18 protein-coding genes and 1 pseudogene are annotated in these 17,570 nt (G+C 35.1%); 3 read left to right on the top strand and 16 right to left on the bottom strand.

The window, feature by feature from the left end; genetic code table 11:
- Complete coding sequence (locus H3R21_RS05610; RefSeq protein WP_198183658.1) at positions 1-687, top strand: carboxymuconolactone decarboxylase family protein; 687 nt, start codon at positions 1-3, stop codon at positions 685-687.
- 212 nt (positions 688-899) lie between these two features.
- On the opposite strand, the gene H3R21_RS05605 is transcribed toward H3R21_RS05610, so the two are convergent.
- The 13 genes and pseudogenes from H3R21_RS05605 to H3R21_RS05550 all read right to left on the bottom strand — a co-directional run bounded on the left by H3R21_RS05605 (position 900) and on the right by H3R21_RS05550 (position 13,102).
- On the bottom strand, positions 900-1,676 hold the full coding sequence (locus tag H3R21_RS05605; RefSeq protein ID WP_232349841.1) for an ABC transporter permease: 777 nt from the start codon (positions 1,674-1,676) through the stop codon (positions 900-902).
- Positions 1,677-1,678: 2 nt separating this feature from the next.
- Positions 1,679-2,449, bottom strand: coding sequence for an ABC-2 family transporter protein (locus tag H3R21_RS05600; RefSeq protein ID WP_198183653.1), 771 nt, complete (start codon positions 2,447-2,449; stop codon positions 1,679-1,681).
- Complete coding sequence (locus tag H3R21_RS05595; RefSeq protein ID WP_232352335.1) at positions 2,449-3,393, bottom strand: ATP-binding cassette domain-containing protein; 945 nt, start codon at positions 3,391-3,393, stop codon at positions 2,449-2,451. The genes H3R21_RS05600 and H3R21_RS05595 overlap by 1 nt, the downstream gene beginning before the upstream one ends.
- Positions 3,394-3,564: 171 nt before the next feature.
- Entirely contained in the window at positions 3,565-4,161 is a 597-nt protein-coding gene (locus H3R21_RS05590; RefSeq protein WP_198183651.1) for an EamA family transporter, read from the bottom strand.
- Between the two features lie 642 nt (positions 4,162-4,803).
- A complete protein-coding gene (locus tag H3R21_RS05585; RefSeq protein ID WP_198183649.1) occupies positions 4,804-5,406 on the bottom strand; it encodes a hypothetical protein in 603 nt (200 codons plus the stop codon).
- Positions 5,388-5,906: a hypothetical protein gene (locus H3R21_RS05580; protein ID WP_198183647.1), complete on the bottom strand. Its 519-nt coding sequence runs from the start codon at positions 5,904-5,906 to the stop codon at positions 5,388-5,390. Before H3R21_RS05580 ends, H3R21_RS05585 begins: the two co-directional genes overlap by 19 nt.
- Before the next feature lie 742 nt (positions 5,907-6,648).
- Positions 6,649-6,930, bottom strand: coding sequence for a hypothetical protein (locus tag H3R21_RS07475; protein ID WP_232352333.1), 282 nt, complete (start codon positions 6,928-6,930; stop codon positions 6,649-6,651).
- Positions 6,903-7,190, bottom strand: coding sequence for a hypothetical protein (locus H3R21_RS07470; RefSeq protein WP_232352332.1), 288 nt, complete (start codon positions 7,188-7,190; stop codon positions 6,903-6,905). Before H3R21_RS07470 ends, H3R21_RS07475 begins: the two co-directional genes overlap by 28 nt.
- A gap of 409 nt (positions 7,191-7,599) precedes the next feature.
- A complete protein-coding gene (locus tag H3R21_RS05570) occupies positions 7,600-7,827 on the bottom strand; it encodes a hypothetical protein (RefSeq protein ID WP_198183645.1) in 228 nt (75 codons plus the stop codon).
- Between the two features lie 149 nt (positions 7,828-7,976).
- Complete coding sequence (locus tag H3R21_RS05565; RefSeq protein ID WP_198183643.1) at positions 7,977-9,200, bottom strand: ABC transporter permease; 1,224 nt, start codon at positions 9,198-9,200, stop codon at positions 7,977-7,979.
- Positions 9,193-10,090, bottom strand: a pseudogene (locus tag H3R21_RS05560) (ABC transporter ATP-binding protein). Before H3R21_RS05560 ends, H3R21_RS05565 begins: the two are co-directional and overlap by 8 nt.
- Positions 10,091-10,302: 212 nt before the next feature.
- Positions 10,303-10,980: an SDR family oxidoreductase gene (locus H3R21_RS05555; RefSeq protein WP_198183641.1), complete on the bottom strand. Its 678-nt coding sequence runs from the start codon at positions 10,978-10,980 to the stop codon at positions 10,303-10,305.
- Positions 10,981-11,116: 136 nt separating this feature from the next.
- A complete protein-coding gene (locus H3R21_RS05550; protein WP_198183639.1) occupies positions 11,117-13,102 on the bottom strand; it encodes a PTS glucose transporter subunit IIABC in 1,986 nt (661 codons plus the stop codon).
- Between the two features lie 200 nt (positions 13,103-13,302).
- On the opposite strand from H3R21_RS05550, the gene treR reads away from it, so the two are divergent.
- Together treR and treC are read left to right on the top strand one after the other, a co-directional pair.
- Entirely contained in the window at positions 13,303-14,034 is a 732-nt protein-coding gene (gene treR, locus H3R21_RS05545) for a trehalose operon repressor (RefSeq protein ID WP_198183637.1), read from the top strand.
- Entirely contained in the window at positions 14,031-15,683 is a 1,653-nt protein-coding gene (gene treC, locus H3R21_RS05540) for an alpha,alpha-phosphotrehalase (protein ID WP_198183635.1), read from the top strand. Before treR ends, treC begins: the two co-directional genes overlap by 4 nt.
- A gap of 472 nt (positions 15,684-16,155) precedes the next feature.
- On the opposite strand, the gene H3R21_RS05535 is transcribed toward treC, so the two are convergent.
- The 3 genes from H3R21_RS05535 to H3R21_RS05525 all read right to left on the bottom strand — a co-directional run bounded on the left by H3R21_RS05535 (position 16,156) and on the right by H3R21_RS05525 (position 17,524).
- Positions 16,156-16,470 (bottom strand): MazG-like family protein, encoded by a 315-nt coding sequence (locus H3R21_RS05535; RefSeq protein ID WP_187158170.1) that lies wholly within the window; start codon positions 16,468-16,470, stop codon positions 16,156-16,158.
- 21 nt (positions 16,471-16,491) lie between these two features.
- Entirely contained in the window at positions 16,492-16,776 is a 285-nt protein-coding gene (locus H3R21_RS05530) for a DUF2087 domain-containing protein (protein WP_165775978.1), read from the bottom strand.
- 133 nt (positions 16,777-16,909) lie between these two features.
- Positions 16,910-17,524: a Type 1 glutamine amidotransferase-like domain-containing protein gene (locus tag H3R21_RS05525; protein WP_198183633.1), complete on the bottom strand. Its 615-nt coding sequence runs from the start codon at positions 17,522-17,524 to the stop codon at positions 16,910-16,912.
- Between the last annotated feature and the right edge of the window lie 46 nt (positions 17,525-17,570).

The raw sequence follows: 17,570 nt of genomic DNA, 5'->3' as shown, positions 1-17,570 counted from the left end.
ATGAATAATCAACTAGAAGAGCAATTTCAAAAATTAAGCCAGAGCTACCTTAACGACGTGGACAGTAACTGCGCTCAACACTTACAGAAAGATCGTTTTATCATTCCATTAATCGCTAGTGTTACGCAAGGAATAATGACAGCTGTTCCAGAACAGGTGGCTAACATTTTAGATGCTAATATTGCCCCTGAAGTTCTTTTAGAGGTGCTTTATCAATTAGCACCTGTAATTGGTATCCTGAAGGTTAAACAAGCTTTAGAGCAGGTAAATAGCGCATTTGCAGAGCGTAAAATCACTTTGACACCTGTAGAAAGTGAAGCAGATGAAAACTATGGAGCACGAGTTCAAGCACAATTATATGGCACTGAAATTAAAAATCTGCTGAAAGATTTGCCAGACAATGCTGGCGCATTCATCCCCCACGCATTAACGGAACACTTTTTCAACGATTTTTATAACCGGAAAGCACTAGATGTTCGTGACCGTGAGCGCTATGAACTATTAGCACTAATTACCATGAACGTTGAATTTCAAATCAAAGCCCATGCTCGTGGAAGCCTAAAGGCCGGTAACAGCGAAAGTGAACTAATTTGGTCAGTAATTCAATTGCTACCATATATCGGCTTTCCATTTGTAATTAATAGTGTGCAAGTAATTCATCAAGAAGCACAGACATTAAAAGAATAATTGATAAAAAGCCATACAGCTCTTCAGTTGTATGGCTTTTTTATGCCAATATTTAGCTAAATTTGTTTTGACTGTCCATCGGCTAAACTGTAGTTTTTAGCAAAAGCTTAAAAATGCTGTAATCTGTTAACCGAATAGCAAAAGCAATAAAAATAGTTAGCAGCACTTTTGTACCGCTAACCATTTTGGCAATATATTTATAATAGTCTTCTCTAGCTGCCCGTACTCTGATATTTTTTTAGAAATACGCGCCAGAGTTGATAAATCAACACAAAGAACAGCATGCAGACAACTGGAATTATCAATAGCCATATCCATTCGTGCTTAACGGCAATTCTTTCCTGTGGAATTGATGCAACCCAACCAATTGGCAGTATAAAAGTCATAATTATTTTAAATCCCATCGAATAAATAGCCATGGGATATTTGCTCATATCAAAAAAGTCAAAGGTTGTTTCAGCCAAATTAGCTAAACCGTTAGATAAAAGTGAAACAATATTACCTAAGATTGCTAATGCCAAAAAAATTAAGGACGTAAACAGTGAAATAAAGATAAACATAATCGTGATATACCAAGGATTATGTAATTGCACATCAACCACAATTAGCAGAAGCAAGGCAACTAATAAATCGCCCCAAGAGTCTTCATCTACACGTTCATTAACTAGTTGAAATAGCGGATTGACGGGTTTAATCAAAATCGTATCCAATGAACCATTATGGATGTAATCCGAAATATTTAAGGCATTAATGAAAAAGCAGCGGAATATTGAAAAGGATAACGTTGCTAATGCATACGTTAGTAGCAACTGGCTGAAACTGTAGCCACTAATTCGCGGCACAATGTTAAAAATGAACCTTAATGCAACAATGTTTAGGACATTTTGGACTATCATGCCAATAATCGCAAAATAAAAATCGAGATCGTAAACGGCTAATGATTTTAAATTTACTTTGAAATACGTAAATAATAATTTTAAATATCGCATCATTAACCTCCTTGAATAACTGTAGCGTTAACTGAATGCTTAAAAAGAATTTTAAACAATAAGTTAAAGGCAACGATGTAAATTAACTGAATTACGACGATTTTAATAAATAAATTCCAGGTGGGATGCTGGGCCAATGTCCCTATTGCACCATATGAATATTGAAAGGGCAAATATTGAGCAATCTTTTTAAGCAAGCTGGGATAAAAATTAGCTGGAAAGGCATTTCCTGCTAGTACAAGCAAAATAGCTTCTTTAAAAGTAGTAATCCCCCAGATGCTGTAGGTATAAAAAGAAAAAGTTCCGAGTACCAGTTCAAGTTCAAAGTATAAAAAATAACCTAAAATAGCCGTGACGAGAACCATTAATATGGTGCTAAATGCAATTTTAAAATCCAAGAACCAGAAAAAGATTAACATATCAACGACACCAATTATGGCAAATTTGACTAGTGAATAACCTATTCCTTCCCATAGTAATTGCGTTGAAATAGATAGTGGCTTAAGAAGATCGATTGCAATATCTCCGGAACGTACTTTATCGTTAAGTTCATAGCTAGTCTTAGGAAACAAAACTGTTAAAATTTGCATTAACACTAAATAACTAATTGTTTCTTGAAATTCACGATTTGGTTTACCAACCAGAACTGCTTTCCATAAAAAATACTGGACAGTGGTGGATATTAGTACGGAAAAAAGCCAAAACAAGAGAGCATATTTCGATGCTAACCCTTTTTTGATACCAATTTTTACTAACATGAATCTGTGCTTCATTAGCGCACCTCCTGTTTGGTTAGATGTGCTAGCAAGTACTCTAGCTTGTTATTTTTAACCTCAATGCTATCGACTTCGACACTAGCCGTAATCATAGACAAAGTGGACTTAAGCTCTTCTTGCATTATGCCTGTAAGTTGATACGATCCGTTTCCTAATTGGTTAATCGTAGGCCATTTTGCAGTAATTGCTTCATTTAAAGAATTTTTGCTAGTAAATGTCACGGTTGAAGGCACGTCAAGTTTGGCCAACTCTTTGCTACTTTTATCTAATACCAGCTGGCCATGACTTAAAATTAGCGTTCTTGAACAAACCTTTTCGACCTCTTCAAGATCATGTGAAGTAAAAATAATTGTTTTATTGGTCAATTTTTGTAAAAACTGTGTGATACTATTTTTCGATAAAACATCAAGTCCAATTGTTGGCTCATCTAAAATAATTAAATCTGGATCATGAATAAGGGCCGCAATAAATTCAGCCTTCATCCGTTGTCCCAGACTAAGCGTGCGCACTGGTTGCAATAAAAAATCAGTCGCATCTAGCATTTCAGCTAGATTTTTCACTCGTTCAGCAAAAATATCTTCCGGCACTTGATAAATCTCACGATTTAACTTGAATGTGTCCATTGCCGGTAAATCCCAACGGAGCTGGCTTCTTTGGCCGAAAACAACTCCGATTTTTTGTGCATTTTTTTGTCTATTAGTTAGTGGATCCATGTCAAAAGTTCTGACACTTCCACTACTTGGCTGTAAAATGCCTAAAATCAGCTTAATTAGGGTCGATTTACCAGACCCATTCAAACCAACTAAGCCAAGGTGTTCGCCCTGCTTGAGTTGAAAATTAATATTTTGAAGTGCAACAAAATCACGATACTCTTTATGAAATAATTTTGTTGCTTTCACTTTTTTATATCGTTTTACCAAATTTTTGGTTTCTATTATCATTATGTCTCCGCTCTTAATATCAGCGATAGCATTTCCCCAAATAAACTATCAGTATCTATCTTTGAGCCAGTCATAAAAAGTCATAGTTAATTATATACTTTTTTAATAATTAAAGCATTTTTTAATCTGTTGTATAAAAATAGGTTTGGTGTCAGCCAATAGGTGCCCTTTTTACTTTGAAAATAATGCCAAAACAAAGATAAGGACTATCACCAAGATGTCTGCAAACTTCATCTTCTCTTTTAGGAAAATGTCGCCAAAAAACACGCTGTAAAGAGAAGTCATGTTTAAAAAGATCCAGGCAATGCTTGAGTTAGGTGAAGAGGTTGCCAAGGTGTAGGTTACTTGCGCAAGAAGGGTTAAGACGGCGCGACTACTATAAATAAGGAACACTCTACCTGTTAAGTTTTCACCATTAATTTTGAGGGAATGGTTTTTATAGATAAAAGTAATTAAGGAAATTACGCAGCGAACATAGATTGTCATAATCGTAAAAAAGACCAAATCAATTGGCTTAATTAATCCTTTAGTCAAAAAAGGCGAAAATGCTGCTTGCGCAAGCAGCAGTGGGGCAATAACTGCAAATGTCTTCGCCAAGTTTTTCAAATCCAAATTATCTTTGCGCTGCTCAAAGGCAATATAAATGACAACTATGATAGTTGAAATGATCGAGACTATGTAAGACGATTTACTGAAGTAGCCCATTGTCAGCAAAATTGCCAACGGAATAAACAAATCAGTAATTTTACTTAGGATAACCGATTGCATGATAGTTACTTTTTTAAGACAATTTGGTACATATTATGTACCAAGAGAACTGCTGTTATATCAGCGTTTTTAGCAGTTTGCTACTTTTAGTGGTACATTTCGCGTACCATGTGGTACACATTATGTACCACTAAAAAGGTTGATATAATAGGATTGTTCTCAAAAAATATTTAAGTACAATGTGTACTTTTTTAAAAAACTGCATAGATAAGGAACTAAAATTTTTAGGTTTTAGGTTTTTATCTGGTAACAGTAAATGATATTATTGACTAAATAGTGTCCCCTATTTAAAACTATTTTAGATTACTTATCAATAATAAAACTATCAATAAGATTATAGTATTATTCATCTTTAACACCTTCTTTTTAACTCATATATATTATTTATAGCAGATTAAAATGTAAAAATCAGAATAATTCTAGGTTTTAAAGAAATTAATTCAAAAAGATAGTTCTGCAGTAATTGGTCTAATTGTGAAATTAGATTAGAACAAAAAAAAGAAGCCCGCTGTTACGGGCTTCTTTTTTGCTATACGACTTTAATTTCACAAGTAATTATTTGCTGCAATTTTAAACCTTGTGGCTCTAAGCTTTGTAGCAACTTCGCTTAATCTACATTATGTAAAATAGCAGGCGGTATAGCTAGTTTTGCTTTAAATATTGCTCATATAAATAATTATCTTTGCTAATAAAGTCTAAAGTGAGAATTGATTTTATGGCTATAGGTTTATTGGTTTTTACTTCAAAATCAGCTCCCCAATCTTTATAGTATGAAACTTGATCTAATGTTACATATTCGCTATCTAAATCGATAACTTTTCCAGCCCTTGTTTTGTTATCGTATTCATCACTATTAATCATTACGATTTTATTATTTTTATAACAATACGTAAGAATAGTATTAATTGTAGTTTTGTCTATAGATTTATATCTTGCGCTCAAATTGAAAGGATCATATGCATTATTTCTCTTTTGTTGACTAACATATGAATTAGTTATTGCTTCATAGTTTGTATTTGTAACACCTTTAGCTATGTCTGATTTGGCATACAAAGTGTAACCGGCAAGAGAGCCATCTAATTCTATACCTTCAAAAATAAAATAATATTCTATATCACCTATTAGATATCCTTGTAAAAAAGTATCATTACTAGAAACTGATTTAGAATAAATTTCCAGTAACTTAGTAGAGCCTAGATATTTATGGAGTTTTTGAGGTAATATGTTTATTTTCTTGAATGCCATTTTTTACTTCCTTTTTTCTTTTCACTACTACGACCGGGTCTTGGCTTAGTGTGTTTGTCACGTGTACTATGTCTTGCATTGCTTCTATGTGGTGAAAATTTTTGTATACATTTATTGTATAACCATGAACCTGCAGCTATGGTTGCCCCACCAATAATGATGGCTCCACCAACTGTAAGTGCGGCTTCACCAATACCAGGTATAAAAGCAGTTGCTGCAATTGCTGGCGCAAACCTTGTAGAGATTGCTGAAGCGTCAGCTGGTTTCTTTTTTAAAATCTGGTTAACTTGTTTTTTGCTTACATGATAAACAACTTTAGCATGTTTAAGTTTTCGTGTAAATGCTGCCCTAGATATTTTTTTGCCATTAATTGTAATAGTTTTATTTTTACTGGTTTTGGCAGCGTAAATATTAGTAGGTGGTACTGTAGGAGCAGTTATAGATCCTAATAAACTGATAGATATTAAGCTAAGTCCTAATTTTTTAATAGTACTTTTCATAATAGTACACCTCTCTTATTTTAACATTTTTAATCAACAACAATATTAATATTAAATAATATTAATATTAAATAATAAAGTAATATTAGTATTTGTCAACAAAAAAATAAAAATAACCGCTAAAATTGTTAATTAATATTTCATAATATTAATTAACAATTTTAGTTATTAAGGAAATAACTACATGAGTACATATCCAAGAATTGCTTGGGCCACAGCAATAACACCAAGCAGTACAGAACACTACCAAAACCTTTTAAAGCATAAAGTAAAAGACGTAGTTATCTGTCTCCATTTAAGCGGCTTTAAAAGATATGAAACTGGTGAAGTACATACTAGAGTTGCATGAGAATACATGCAGGACTAATTACCAACTTAGCTAACCCGTTAGAAGACACAAAATGCTTCTATCGTGCATACAATTAAATTATACGACCGACGCTAAAGTTTCAATTTTCTGCTTAAAAACTTACGTGGTAACAAACAGAGAAAAAAGACTACAAGAGTTATTACGCTACCTATCCTGCTTTATTGACAGAGATAACATTGATGTAGCTTTCAGCAAAGCAGACCTTACTCACCACTTCAATCAAGATACAGTCAAAGACTTTAATCTGACCGTATTTAATCCTGGCGGCCTTAACGCTACAGCCGGCTACGCCGTCTTCCGTTTCGTTTTGAATAGTTAAGCTTTACAAACGGACACTTCTTTTAATTTTCATTTTCTAATAAAACATTACATTTAATCAAAATGTTTAGTTATTCTTTGCCACAACGAAGCTTGTGTAACCTTCTCAACCTTTTTCTCCAATTTTGAACTATTTTGAGTTGCCTCTACTAACTTCTCTTGGGAATTTTTGAGTTCTTTTGCCTGTTCTATAATTCGTGCTTGCAACTGCTGTTGCTGATTATTGAGTTGCAGCTGTTTATCATTAAGTTCTTTGAAGTCGTCTGCATATTTTTCTATTTTTGAATTTAATCTTCGATTTTCTTCATTCAGTCTTTCATTTTCTTTTTTAAACAAATCGGACTGGGCCCTCCATTTTTTACTAATTCATTCAAATTATCAAGTTCTTCACTTTTATTCGAATTATCTTCATTTTTCTTTTTCAAAACTTCAATGATTTTATTAGCGTCAATATCAGAAACAACAAACCTGTTCTTAACCTTCTTTGTCTCAATATGCTGCCTTTTTATTTCGTCACGTACTCTCTGTTTTTCTCTTACTAGTTCTTTTTTATCTTTATTTAAAGCTAAAGCAATCTCTTTAACTGTCTTACTCATAATGCACTATACGCTCCAAAAATATTCGAATGAATAAACTTCGAATTAAATCAAATATAATCGAATTTTCTTTACTTTAAATAATAAACTAAAAATCTATAACTTTATACACAAATTAACTTAAAAAAAGCACCAAATGGGAGCAAGCTTTTTTGAGCCAGAACGAGTTTAGAGGAGTTTACGCCCTTTGACAGAGCGTAAAAATTAAAAACAACTTTAGACAAGCTTTTCGTCGCCGTCACTTCGTCCGTCGTCGTTTCCTTCGTTGAGAAGGCACATATTACGCCTATACAGCCCTGCAACCTTATATAAGTCTATACATAAGGAATGTGATGCCCCGCATATAGCTGTTCCTACTGGCTGTCAGCTACATACGGGTGTATGACCACCCCTACCTTTTACGCTTTATCTATTGATCGGTTACGTTGGTTGTAATACGAGGGCTGGGGTAATTATGCAATATAACCAGCAACATAAAAGTTACCAAAACTGAACTGCAAATATTATTTAAAAAGTTAACATCAATTGAGCTTTGTTTGCGATAACCCATTTGGTAACGGTCAATCACGGAAATTATCCCGCGTGAAAAAGATGAAATAGTAGCAAAAATAATTAACCATAGATTGCTGACAAGCATAAGTACCTCCATGTCACCATGTAAGAAATACAGTTTTTATTTATATTATAGTCCACTATTAAAAACAGAAAATATTTATAATTTAAAAAACTAATAAACCATGTTTTGCTTACACTGATTTATTAGTTTTTTAGCCTGAATTATATTACTTATGCTTTACTATATGCCAGCCCTCGTTTTAACCTCTTCCAAAAGCTGGTATCTTCGGTTTGTAAAATTACGCCTTGATAGATTTTACTAATGTATACTGTTAAACCAACAATACTTACTATTAAAATTACCAGCGACAAAATAACTTCTATATTACCAACATGACCATTAATTATACGAATTGGCATCATGAATGAGGAAAAGAATGGCACGTAAGATAATACTTGCGGCAGAATTTGCTCTGGGTTAGAAATAAATGCAAACGACAGGAAAAATGCAATCAAAGAAAGCATCGCAGTACTTTGCGCGGCCTTTGAAGAATCTTCAGGTTTAGCTACTAAAGCTCCTGAAAAAGCTGCTAATATCGTATAAATAATTACACCAAGAATCAGGAAAATGAGATTGACATTTACCAAATTCCCCAAAATTTTATTTATTACTACCTGATTGTTATGCATGAAAGAAGCCGTAATTTTTGCATGCAATGCCCAGCGGTAAGTTGCCCAGCCGCCAACAATATAGATTAAGAGTTGAGTAATAATTACGGCGAAAATACCCAAAATTTTGCCTAAAAAGTATTTTGCAGCAGTTGTACTGGAAAAAATGATTTCCATAATCTTCGTGCCCTTTTCAGAAGCTATTTCTTGAGCTGTAATGCTACTGTAGGAAGCCAAAATCATGTAAACGACCATAATCACAATGATTAAAGACAACATTTTTACCGATTTATCTCCCTGATGATTTTTCTGGAGTACTTCGCGATATTTTGGCTGCTGCTGTAAGGCTTTAAATTGACGGGGCGCCAATTGCGCTTGCTGCAAATTAAGCTGACTCTGCAAGACTTGTAAATAGCTTTTTACTTTGGGTTTCAATTCATCATCAATAGGTGACGCTCCGTGATAAACTGCCTTAACCTGATTTTTTTGCATTTCAAATATCAAGTAGCCATCAACCTTTTCTTTTTTGACGGCCTCTTTAGCAGATTCAACGGTTTTAATTTTAGCATCAACGTATTTATCATTATTTTTAATAAAGTTTTGGCGAACTTGCTCATTGGAACTGATAACTGCAATCTGACTGTCTGGATCAGAATTAGCACCGATAGCTCCTCCTAAAGCACCACATCCAATTATGAAAAATGGGCCCAGAATCAAAAGCAGAAAAGACCAAGACTTAACTTGATGCCAATAAGTTTGCAGCGTTATAGTCCACAATTTATTCATGTTGTTCACCAGCTTCCATTCTGAATATTTCGTCAAGTGTTGGCGGCTGCTGCCGGAACTCTTCAACATATTCACCATTTGTCAATGCGTCAAAGACTTCCGGGCCACTATTTTCATGGTCAATCCGTAAAAGATATTGACCATGTGCTTTCTTTTCCACTTTTTCAACATGAGGGAGCTGCTGCAATTCTGCCAGCGACTTGGTAGTTTTGCAATAAATCTCCGTTTTACCAAATGAATCACGAACGGCATCAACTGTACCACTTAAAACAACTTGCCCTTTTTTCAACATAATTAAACTATCGCAAATTTCTTCAACATTTGACATATCGTGACTAGAGAAGATAATTGCTGCATTTTTCTTTTTTGCTTCTAAGATTGCGTTTTTGAGCAAATCTGCATTTACCGGATCCAAACCACTAAAAGGCTCATCTAAAATAATTAATTGGGGCTGATGAATCAAAGTACAAATTAACTGCACCTTCTGCTGATTACCTTTCGAAAGTGTTTTTATTTTGTCGCTTTTCTTGCCCTGAACATCAAAGCGTTTCAACCAATCATCGATTTGCGGTTTTATCTCTTTTGCCGGGCGGCTTTTTAGCTCCGCCAAATAAACAATTTGTTGCTCAATAGTCATTTTAGGTAGTAAACTGCGTTCTTCCGGCAAGTAGCCTACCATATCAAAAGTTTTTTCAGTAATGGGCTGATCTTCCCAGGAAATTTTTCCGTCGTAATGAAGAAAATTTAAAATGCTGTGAAAAGTGGTGGTTTTCCCTGCACCATTTTGACCAATCAAACCCATAATTTCACCAGGCTGAATGGTAAAGTTAACATCTTGAAGCGCTGGAAAAGTATCAAAGCTTTTTACTTAAATGTTCTACTTTTAACATAGCTCCCTCCTTTGTTTTAATAATAATATAATCAAACTTTACTATATTGATTCGTGTAAAAGCAATAATTTTCTAATTTAATCAGACTAAAAGTAACAATGTTGGTTATAATCTGTCATTTAACTAAGTTTTAACTCAAAATAAAAGGCTAATAAATCATGTTAGCTAGACATTAATTTATTAGCCTATTAAAATCTGTAATCAAAATATTTTTATTGGAAGTTTGAAATTGCCTGTGCAATAGGTACTGCTCCGTTGGCCAAGTCAAAGTCTTTTCGATGCAGCTTATCTTTCTCGATAATTTCTGCAATTACTTCTGCTACATCTGCTCGGGTAATTGTTATTGCAGAAGTGGGCGCTGTTATGTGTTGTGCTATTTTGACTTTTCCAGTTGCTGCAGTGTTGAGTAACCTAGCTGGCCGCAAAACTGTATAATCTAATGAACTGTGGTAAAGCCATTGGTCGGCATAGTATTTAGCAGCATAATAATAGCTTTGTGGCTCTACTGCTGGAGCATGATCTGACCAAAAGCTACGGTCATCTGACTTAATCGAACTAACCATAATAAAGCGCTGAATGTTTGTTTTTTCAGCTGCATTAATTGCCTTAACTGCTCCATCAAGGTCAATCATCATAGTTGCATCAGCACCAGTTTTGCCACCTGATCCGGCAGAAAAAACCACAATGTCAACCGTTTGCATCACTTGTTCTAGTTGCTTTTGCGGTTTTGTTAAATCAACAAAAGCAGTTGCAATTCCTTGTTCTTGGTAAGCTTTCTCCTGTTCAACTGACCGCAAGCCTGCAATAACTTCACAGCTTTGGCTCTTTTGTAAAATATGAACTAATTGTTGCCCAATTTGTCCGTGTGCACCTATTACTAGTACTTTCATCCTCAATCACTCCAATTTTGCTAGTTTTACAATTAATTATCGCAATTTTTAGTCTAAACAACTAGCTGAAATTTAAAAAGCTTCTAACTAATATAGTTAGAAACTTTTTTATCCTTAAAATAGCAAAATTCAGCGATTATAAATCTGCCAAAGTCTTCTTTTTTGGAGCATTCTTAGGGCTATTAGCATCGTTTTCCTTATAACCAAAGAAGTAAGTTAAAGCAAAGGCAGCAATAATAGTCACAATTGATGCAATCCAGAAGTTTAACAAGTTATTAGGATTGCCCTGTCCAGCCTTAGGAACAAATGATGGGAAACCGATTAAACTACCGGTAAAACCGTACATATCAACTTTGAGCAAACCATTAACTAAACCACCAATAGCTGCACCGATACTTGAGGTCATAAATACACGACCGTATTTCAAGTTAACACCATACATTGCAGGTTCAGTGATACCAACTGCTGCAGAGATAGCCGCACTCATCGATAATCCCTTTAGCTCAGGATTATGCTTAGTCTTAAACCAAACTGCAAGTGCACCAGCACCTTGAGCAACCATTGTAATTGAGATAATTCCGTTTAAAACACTGTGCCCTGTTGCAGCAATGTCGTTAGCAATTAACGGAATTACTGCCCAGTGCAGGCCGAAAATAACCAGTATTTGATATAGTCCACCAATAATCAAACCAGATAATGCAGTGTTAACTGTGAGCAGCCATTGCAGTACTCCAGCAATTCCTTCTGAAATAAAGGAAATAACTGGACCAACGATAATTAAGACAGTCATTCCGACTAAAAAGATTTCTACTAATGGTGTAAAAATTTGTCTCAATGTAACTGGCATCCATTTTTTAATCCAAGGTTCAATTTTCGCTGCCATCCAAGCTGCAAAAATCATTGGAAAAATAGAATAAGTATATTGTGGAATGTGAATTGGAATACCAAAGAAATTAGCGTTGATACCAACACCTGCTAGGAAATAGCTAAACTTCCCGCTGGCATATATTTTTACCAAGTCAGGATAAATCAAAAAGCCACCGATTAATGAAACAATGACAGGATTTGATCCCAGCTTTTGAGCTGCAGTAAAACCAACAATTATTGGTAAGAAATAAAAGGCTGCATCCCCCATTGAATTAATAATCGTGTAAGTTGGTGACGCCGTTGACATATGGCAAAAGTTAGTCAAGATATTGAGAATACCCTTTAACATTCCGCTCGCTGCCAAGAGTCCAATTACGGGCATCATTGAGCCTGTGATAACACCAATTAATTGGAAAAAGGCATTTTTAATTTTGCCACCAAAACTTAAATCTTGGTTATCATGTTCGCTATTGTTGCTATCAGCTGCTTCTTGGCCTTGTCCTGCATATTGCGGGCCTAAAATCTTAATGACCTCATCATAAACATCATCAACAGTTTGTCCGATTACTACCTGATATTGATTATTGGCACGAGCAACGTCCAGAACTCCGCTAATTTGGTTAACCTGATCATCATTAGGAATGCTGTCATCTTTCAAAGAAAAACGTAATCGCGTAAAGCAGTGAATTACGCTTTTTATATTATCGCTTCCACCAATAGCTTCAACTACCTCTCGCGCAGTTACCTGATACTTATTTTCTTTAGCGTTAGCAGTTGGTTTGGTCTTAGTGTCCTCTTTTAAAGTGACTTCTGCTGCCACTTGACCAGCATCAATTTTGCCTAGTTGGACGTCAATACTACTCAGAATTTCTGCAGTATTAGTTACTGCAACTACTACTACATCATCTTTTCCAGCGGTTTTGATTGCAGCAAGGTCCATTATTCCAATTTTTTGACCTGCTTCAACCTCATCTCCAGCTGCTACCTCAATTGAAAATGGTTTGCCTTCTAACTCAACCGTATCAATTCCCAAGTGAATTAGTACTTCCATACCAGTAGCTGTTTTAAAGCCAATCGCATGCTTTGTCTCAGCAACCATCATAATTTTGCCCGTTACCGGTGAAACAAGCTGTGTTTTCTCTGGCTTAACTGCAAATCCTTCACCCAATGTTTTTTGAGCAAAAACTGGATCATCAACTCCGCTGAGATTAATGACTTCACCACTTGTGGGAGCCAATAAGTTCTCTTTTTTCATAATTTAAACTCCTTCAATAACTTTGTATCCTTTTGAAATCGCTTTCCAAGGAATTATATTACTTGTATAGACAAGTGTCAAATTTTTGTTTATTATTTGTTTAATTATTAGTCTTACTTTGAACTAATAATTTGTCTAGATAGGTTAAAATAGTAAAGAAGGTGCTATGATTAAGTATAAAAAAACGAGGATTACTGATAATGACAGCCAAATATTTGCAAATTGCTGCGGACTTAACTAATAAAATTAAACATGGTCAATACAAGGCTGGCGAACTCTTACCAAGTGAACCAGTTCTCTCAGAATTATATGGAGTTTCACGTGAAACTACTAGAAAGGCACTTGCCGAGTTAATGTCTGCGGGCCTAATTCAAAAGCTTAGAGGTAAGGGATCGGTTGTACTTGACCGTGCAAGATTTGCATTCCCAGTTTCAAACATTGAAACTTTTGACGAACTCAATAAGCAAGAACAAATGCATGCAACTACAGAAATTTTGCAATTTAGCGACACTAAAATGCCATCATCTATTACCAATCAGCTAGATATAACTGAGCCTGCAGCAACTTTTGTTGAGCGGTTGCGTTCAATAAATCATGAACCAATTGTTATTGATCAGGACTATATTTTAAAAAAGTATGTTCCGCACCTTACAATTGAGCAAGCGCAAAAATCTCTCTACTCCTATTTCGAGCGCGACTTAGGACTAGAAATTGATTACGCAACTAAGACAATTACAGTTGAACCAGCTGATAAAAAAGTAATCCAAAGTTTGCAGTTAGAAGACACCAATCTGGTTGTAGTTGTACGCAGTTTAACCTATCTAAAAGACACATCATTTTTTCAATACACAGTTTCTCTGCATCGTCCCGATAAATTTAAGTTTGTCGACTTTGCACGTAGAAAGGCACAACACGGGAGAATTATTTTATGAGTTTTGAGGACAAAGTTATTTATCAGATTTATCCAAAATCTTTTTATGATAGTAACGGCGACGGTTTAGGGGATTTAAGAGGTATCATCCAAAAGATTCCATACCTGAAAAGACTAAATATTGACATGATATGGTTTAGTCCTTTTTTTGTTTCCCCCCAAAACGATAATGGCTATGATATCGCCGACTATTATGCAATTGATCCTAGATTTGGAACAATGGATGACTTCGATGAATTGGTTAAAAAGCTAGCAGAAAACCATATCGATGTGATGCTTGATATGGTCCTAAACCACTGTTCAACAGAGCACCCTTGGTTTAAAAAAGCACTATCAGGCGACGAATACTATCAAAAGTTTTTCTATCTCCGCGATCCAAAGCCTGATGGTAGCTTACCTAATAACTGGACTTCAAAGTTCGGTGGCCCAGCTTGGGCACCATTCGGAAACACGGGCAAATACTACCTTCATTTATATGATCAAACACAAGCAGACCTAGACTGGCATAACCCTGAAGTCAGAAAAGAATTATTTAAGGTGGTTAACTTCTGGCGTGATAAGGGTGTCAAAGGCTTTCGCTTCGACGTAATTAACGTTATTGGCAAAGACAAAGACCTAAAAGACGCACCAGAAAATGTTGCAAGTAAGTTAATGTACACTGACAAGCCAATTGTTCACAAGTACCTGAAAGAATTAAATCAAAGTACCTTTGGACAAATGCCTGGTTCAATTACGGTTGGCGAAATGTCTTCTACTTCCATCCCTAATTCTGTAGCTTATACAAATAAGGATAATCACGAACTATCAATGGTCTTTACCTTCCATCACTTAAAGGTAGATTACAAGAATGGACAAAAGTGGACTAAGGCTCCTTTTGATTTTGCTGCTCTCAAGAAATTACTCAATGACTGGCAATTAGGAATGAGTCAAGGCGGCGGGTGGAATGCCCTCTTCTGGAATAATCATGATCAACCTTGGGCTTTGAGCCGCTTCGGTGATCCCATTCACTACCGCGAAAAATCTGCAGAAATGCTAGCAACCGTGATGCACTTATTACGCGGAACGCCATATATTTATCAAGGCGAAGAAATTGGAATGATTGATCCTAATTATGAGCAAATATCGGATTATGTTGATGTTGAAACACATAATGCATATCACGAATTGAAAAAGCATGGCGTAAGTGAACAAGATGCACTGGCAATTATTCAAGCCAAGTCGCGCGATAACAGTAGAACTCCAATGCATTGGGATAGCGGTCCTAATGCCGGGTTTACTACTGGTACACCTTGGCTAAAGCCTAAAGACCAGGAGCGAATAAATGTCGCAGCAGAACTAGACCACGGAGAAATTTTTTCCTATTATCAAAAATTGATTTACTTGCGTAAGCAGCTGCCAATTATTGCTAAAGGTAGCTACCAATCCGTTGATTTAGATCATCCGCAAGTTTTCTTTTATCGCCGCGATTATAATGGCCAAACATTATTAGTTATTAGCAATTTTTACGGTCAACCTGTTACCTATCAATTGCCTGAAGCTTTCCAAGGACAAAAGGCAGAAACACTGATTACTAATTATGAGCAAAATATTACCGAAGTACCTAATGCGCTCAATTTACAACCATATGAAGCAATGGCGTTGCTAATTTAGCTGTAGAACTTAAAAAGTGCCCATAGTCTTGTTATAATAGCGTTGGAGGCAACGGCCTATCTTATAAGGATAGGAGGTGGTTCCAATGGATCTAGCTAAATTATTTATACAATTTTTCCTTGATTTAACTAGAGAACTAATAGTTTTCTTAGCTAAAAAACGCTGGCTAAACGGAAAGAGGAAAAAGAAGTAAGTTGCCTTCCTTCTTTAATAATTAGCACGCAAAAAAGCTCTATTATCGGGATAGAGCTTTTTGTGTGATTCCATTGGAATCGCTAAATTATTTATACACACTTATTCTAGCATGGATTCGTACAAAAAGTTTCGAAATCGAAACAAAAAGTTTCGAAATCAAAACCAAAGTAGTGAAGCAATCACCCAGAAATTGCTCTGCCAAGGCTGCTATCATGGTCTTCATTTCACTTCTCAATTAACCCAAAAGACGTCATGCCTTGGGTTGCTTTTATGTATATTATTTAGTCACATTTTCATCTTCTAGCGACTTAACACCATTTTTATAAACACGCTTTTCATTGATCTTCATTTTAGCAACTATATCTGTCCCCAAGTCACTACCTAGCATCTCAGAAATACCTAATAAGAAAATTGCCACATCTGCCAGTTCTTCATCAATATTATCTTTATCATGCTTCAAATAAGCTTGAAAAAGTTCATTAACTTCACCATATAAACACAATAATTCAAATTTGATATCAGTCGTATTAAAACCATGATTTTCTTTATTTTCAATAACTTTTTTCTGCAGTTCTTTTGTATCAATAATCATCTTGGCACCTTTTCTTTTAACCTAGTTTTTACTGCTTGATGCATCGGTATTTAGCCAATACATTCTGCCATCATCGGTTCGATTTAAAAGATGATTTTCGACTAAATCTCGTCTCCTAGTGACGTAATCAGAAATATATTTCATCAAAATTAGGTTTACTTCTTGTTCAGAATACTTTTTGGTAGGTTCAAGTTTTGTCGCTAAATACTGCAGAATTAGGAAACGATTTTTAGCTTTGGCAGGCCACGCCTTAACAACTCCATTGTCGTCAAGATAACGTGCTATTATTTCTTTATTTTCCATCATTTGATTTCCCATTATTTAATTTAAACGGCAATTTTTATTAGTTTATTATCTCATACATCAGATATACATGAAAATAAAATTAAAAAAGACTCTATTTAGAAATAGAGTCTTTTCTTTGCTATTTTATTAAGTTCTAAACTATTTTATTGTCTTTATCACTAGGTATAATTGCTTGATTATTATTAATCGGAACTAAATTCAATTTATCCTTATACACTGCAAGTATTTCATCATCTGCTTCCGCAAATGGTTCCTCTTTATAGTGCGGTAAAGTATAGAACTTAGTCTGGCCTAGAGCGCTATAGTCAGTCAAGTCTTCTGCCAGAGTTGCATCGTCCATAATACCGCAGTATTCGATGTCCGGTGCCATAATGATTGCACCAGCAGACTCTCCTATATATGGAGTTCCAGAATCAATTTTTTCATTAATCAGTGGCAGCAATTCCTTTTTCTTTAGTTCTTGTAACAGATAAAATGTATTACCACCAGTTATAAAAAACATCTCGGCATCTTTTACTTTATTAGTGGCTATATCTACTGATTCGTTTGTAACATCGAATTTATCAATTATATAGCCTAACTCTTCCAGAAGCTGTTTTTCTTCGTCAACATATTCTGTATATTCTTCTACATCACTAGCAGTTGGAATAAAAAGGATTCTCTTAGTTTTGATTTCATTATGTTGAACAAATGTCTTAAATTGTTCGGCCACGTTTGCAAAGTAAGAGGCTAAAAATATTTTTTTCATGCTTTCTCCTAGTCAATATTCTAACTATCCCTATATTTAATCGCTT

Source organism: Lactobacillus sp. W8172, assembly GCF_016102055.1.
Taxonomy (GTDB): domain Bacteria; phylum Bacillota; class Bacilli; order Lactobacillales; family Lactobacillaceae; genus Lactobacillus; species Lactobacillus apis_A.
Note: the sequence above shows the minus strand (reverse complement) of the source record. Positions and strands in the feature narration are given on the sequence as shown.

Bases quoted from the DNA above. Each gene is read 5' to 3' on its own strand.
- H3R21_RS05610 (WP_198183658.1), top strand. From the start codon at position 1: ATGAATAATCAACTAGAAGAGCAATTTCAAAAATTAAGCCAGAGCTAC.
- H3R21_RS05605 (WP_232349841.1), bottom strand. From the start codon at position 1,676: ATGCGATATTTAAAATTATTATTTACGTATTTCAAAGTAAATTTAAAA.
- H3R21_RS05600 (WP_198183653.1), bottom strand. From the start codon at position 2,449: ATGAAGCACAGATTCATGTTAGTAAAAATTGGTATCAAAAAAGGGTTA.
- H3R21_RS05595 (WP_232352335.1), bottom strand. From the start codon at position 3,393: ATGATAATAGAAACCAAAAATTTGGTAAAACGATATAAAAAAGTGAAA.
- H3R21_RS05590 (WP_198183651.1), bottom strand. From the start codon at position 4,161: ATGCAATCGGTTATCCTAAGTAAAATTACTGATTTGTTTATTCCGTTG.
- H3R21_RS05585 (WP_198183649.1), bottom strand. From the start codon at position 5,406: ATGGCATTCAAGAAAATAAACATATTACCTCAAAAACTCCATAAATAT.
- H3R21_RS05580 (WP_198183647.1), bottom strand. From the start codon at position 5,906: ATGAAAAGTACTATTAAAAAATTAGGACTTAGCTTAATATCTATCAGT.
- H3R21_RS07470 (WP_232352332.1), bottom strand. From the start codon at position 7,190: ATGAGTAAGACAGTTAAAGAGATTGCTTTAGCTTTAAATAAAGATAAA.
- H3R21_RS05570 (WP_198183645.1), bottom strand. From the start codon at position 7,827: ATGCTTGTCAGCAATCTATGGTTAATTATTTTTGCTACTATTTCATCT.
- H3R21_RS05565 (WP_198183643.1), bottom strand. From the start codon at position 9,200: ATGAATAAATTGTGGACTATAACGCTGCAAACTTATTGGCATCAAGTT.
- H3R21_RS05555 (WP_198183641.1), bottom strand. From the start codon at position 10,980: ATGAAAGTACTAGTAATAGGTGCACACGGACAAATTGGGCAACAATTA.
- H3R21_RS05550 (WP_198183639.1), bottom strand. From the start codon at position 13,102: ATGAAAAAAGAGAACTTATTGGCTCCCACAAGTGGTGAAGTCATTAAT.
- treR (WP_198183637.1), top strand. From the start codon at position 13,303: ATGACAGCCAAATATTTGCAAATTGCTGCGGACTTAACTAATAAAATT.
- treC (WP_198183635.1), top strand. From the start codon at position 14,031: ATGAGTTTTGAGGACAAAGTTATTTATCAGATTTATCCAAAATCTTTT.
- H3R21_RS05535 (WP_187158170.1), bottom strand. From the start codon at position 16,470: ATGATTATTGATACAAAAGAACTGCAGAAAAAAGTTATTGAAAATAAA.
- H3R21_RS05530 (WP_165775978.1), bottom strand. From the start codon at position 16,776: ATGATGGAAAATAAAGAAATAATAGCACGTTATCTTGACGACAATGGA.
- H3R21_RS05525 (WP_198183633.1), bottom strand. From the start codon at position 17,524: ATGAAAAAAATATTTTTAGCCTCTTACTTTGCAAACGTGGCCGAACAA.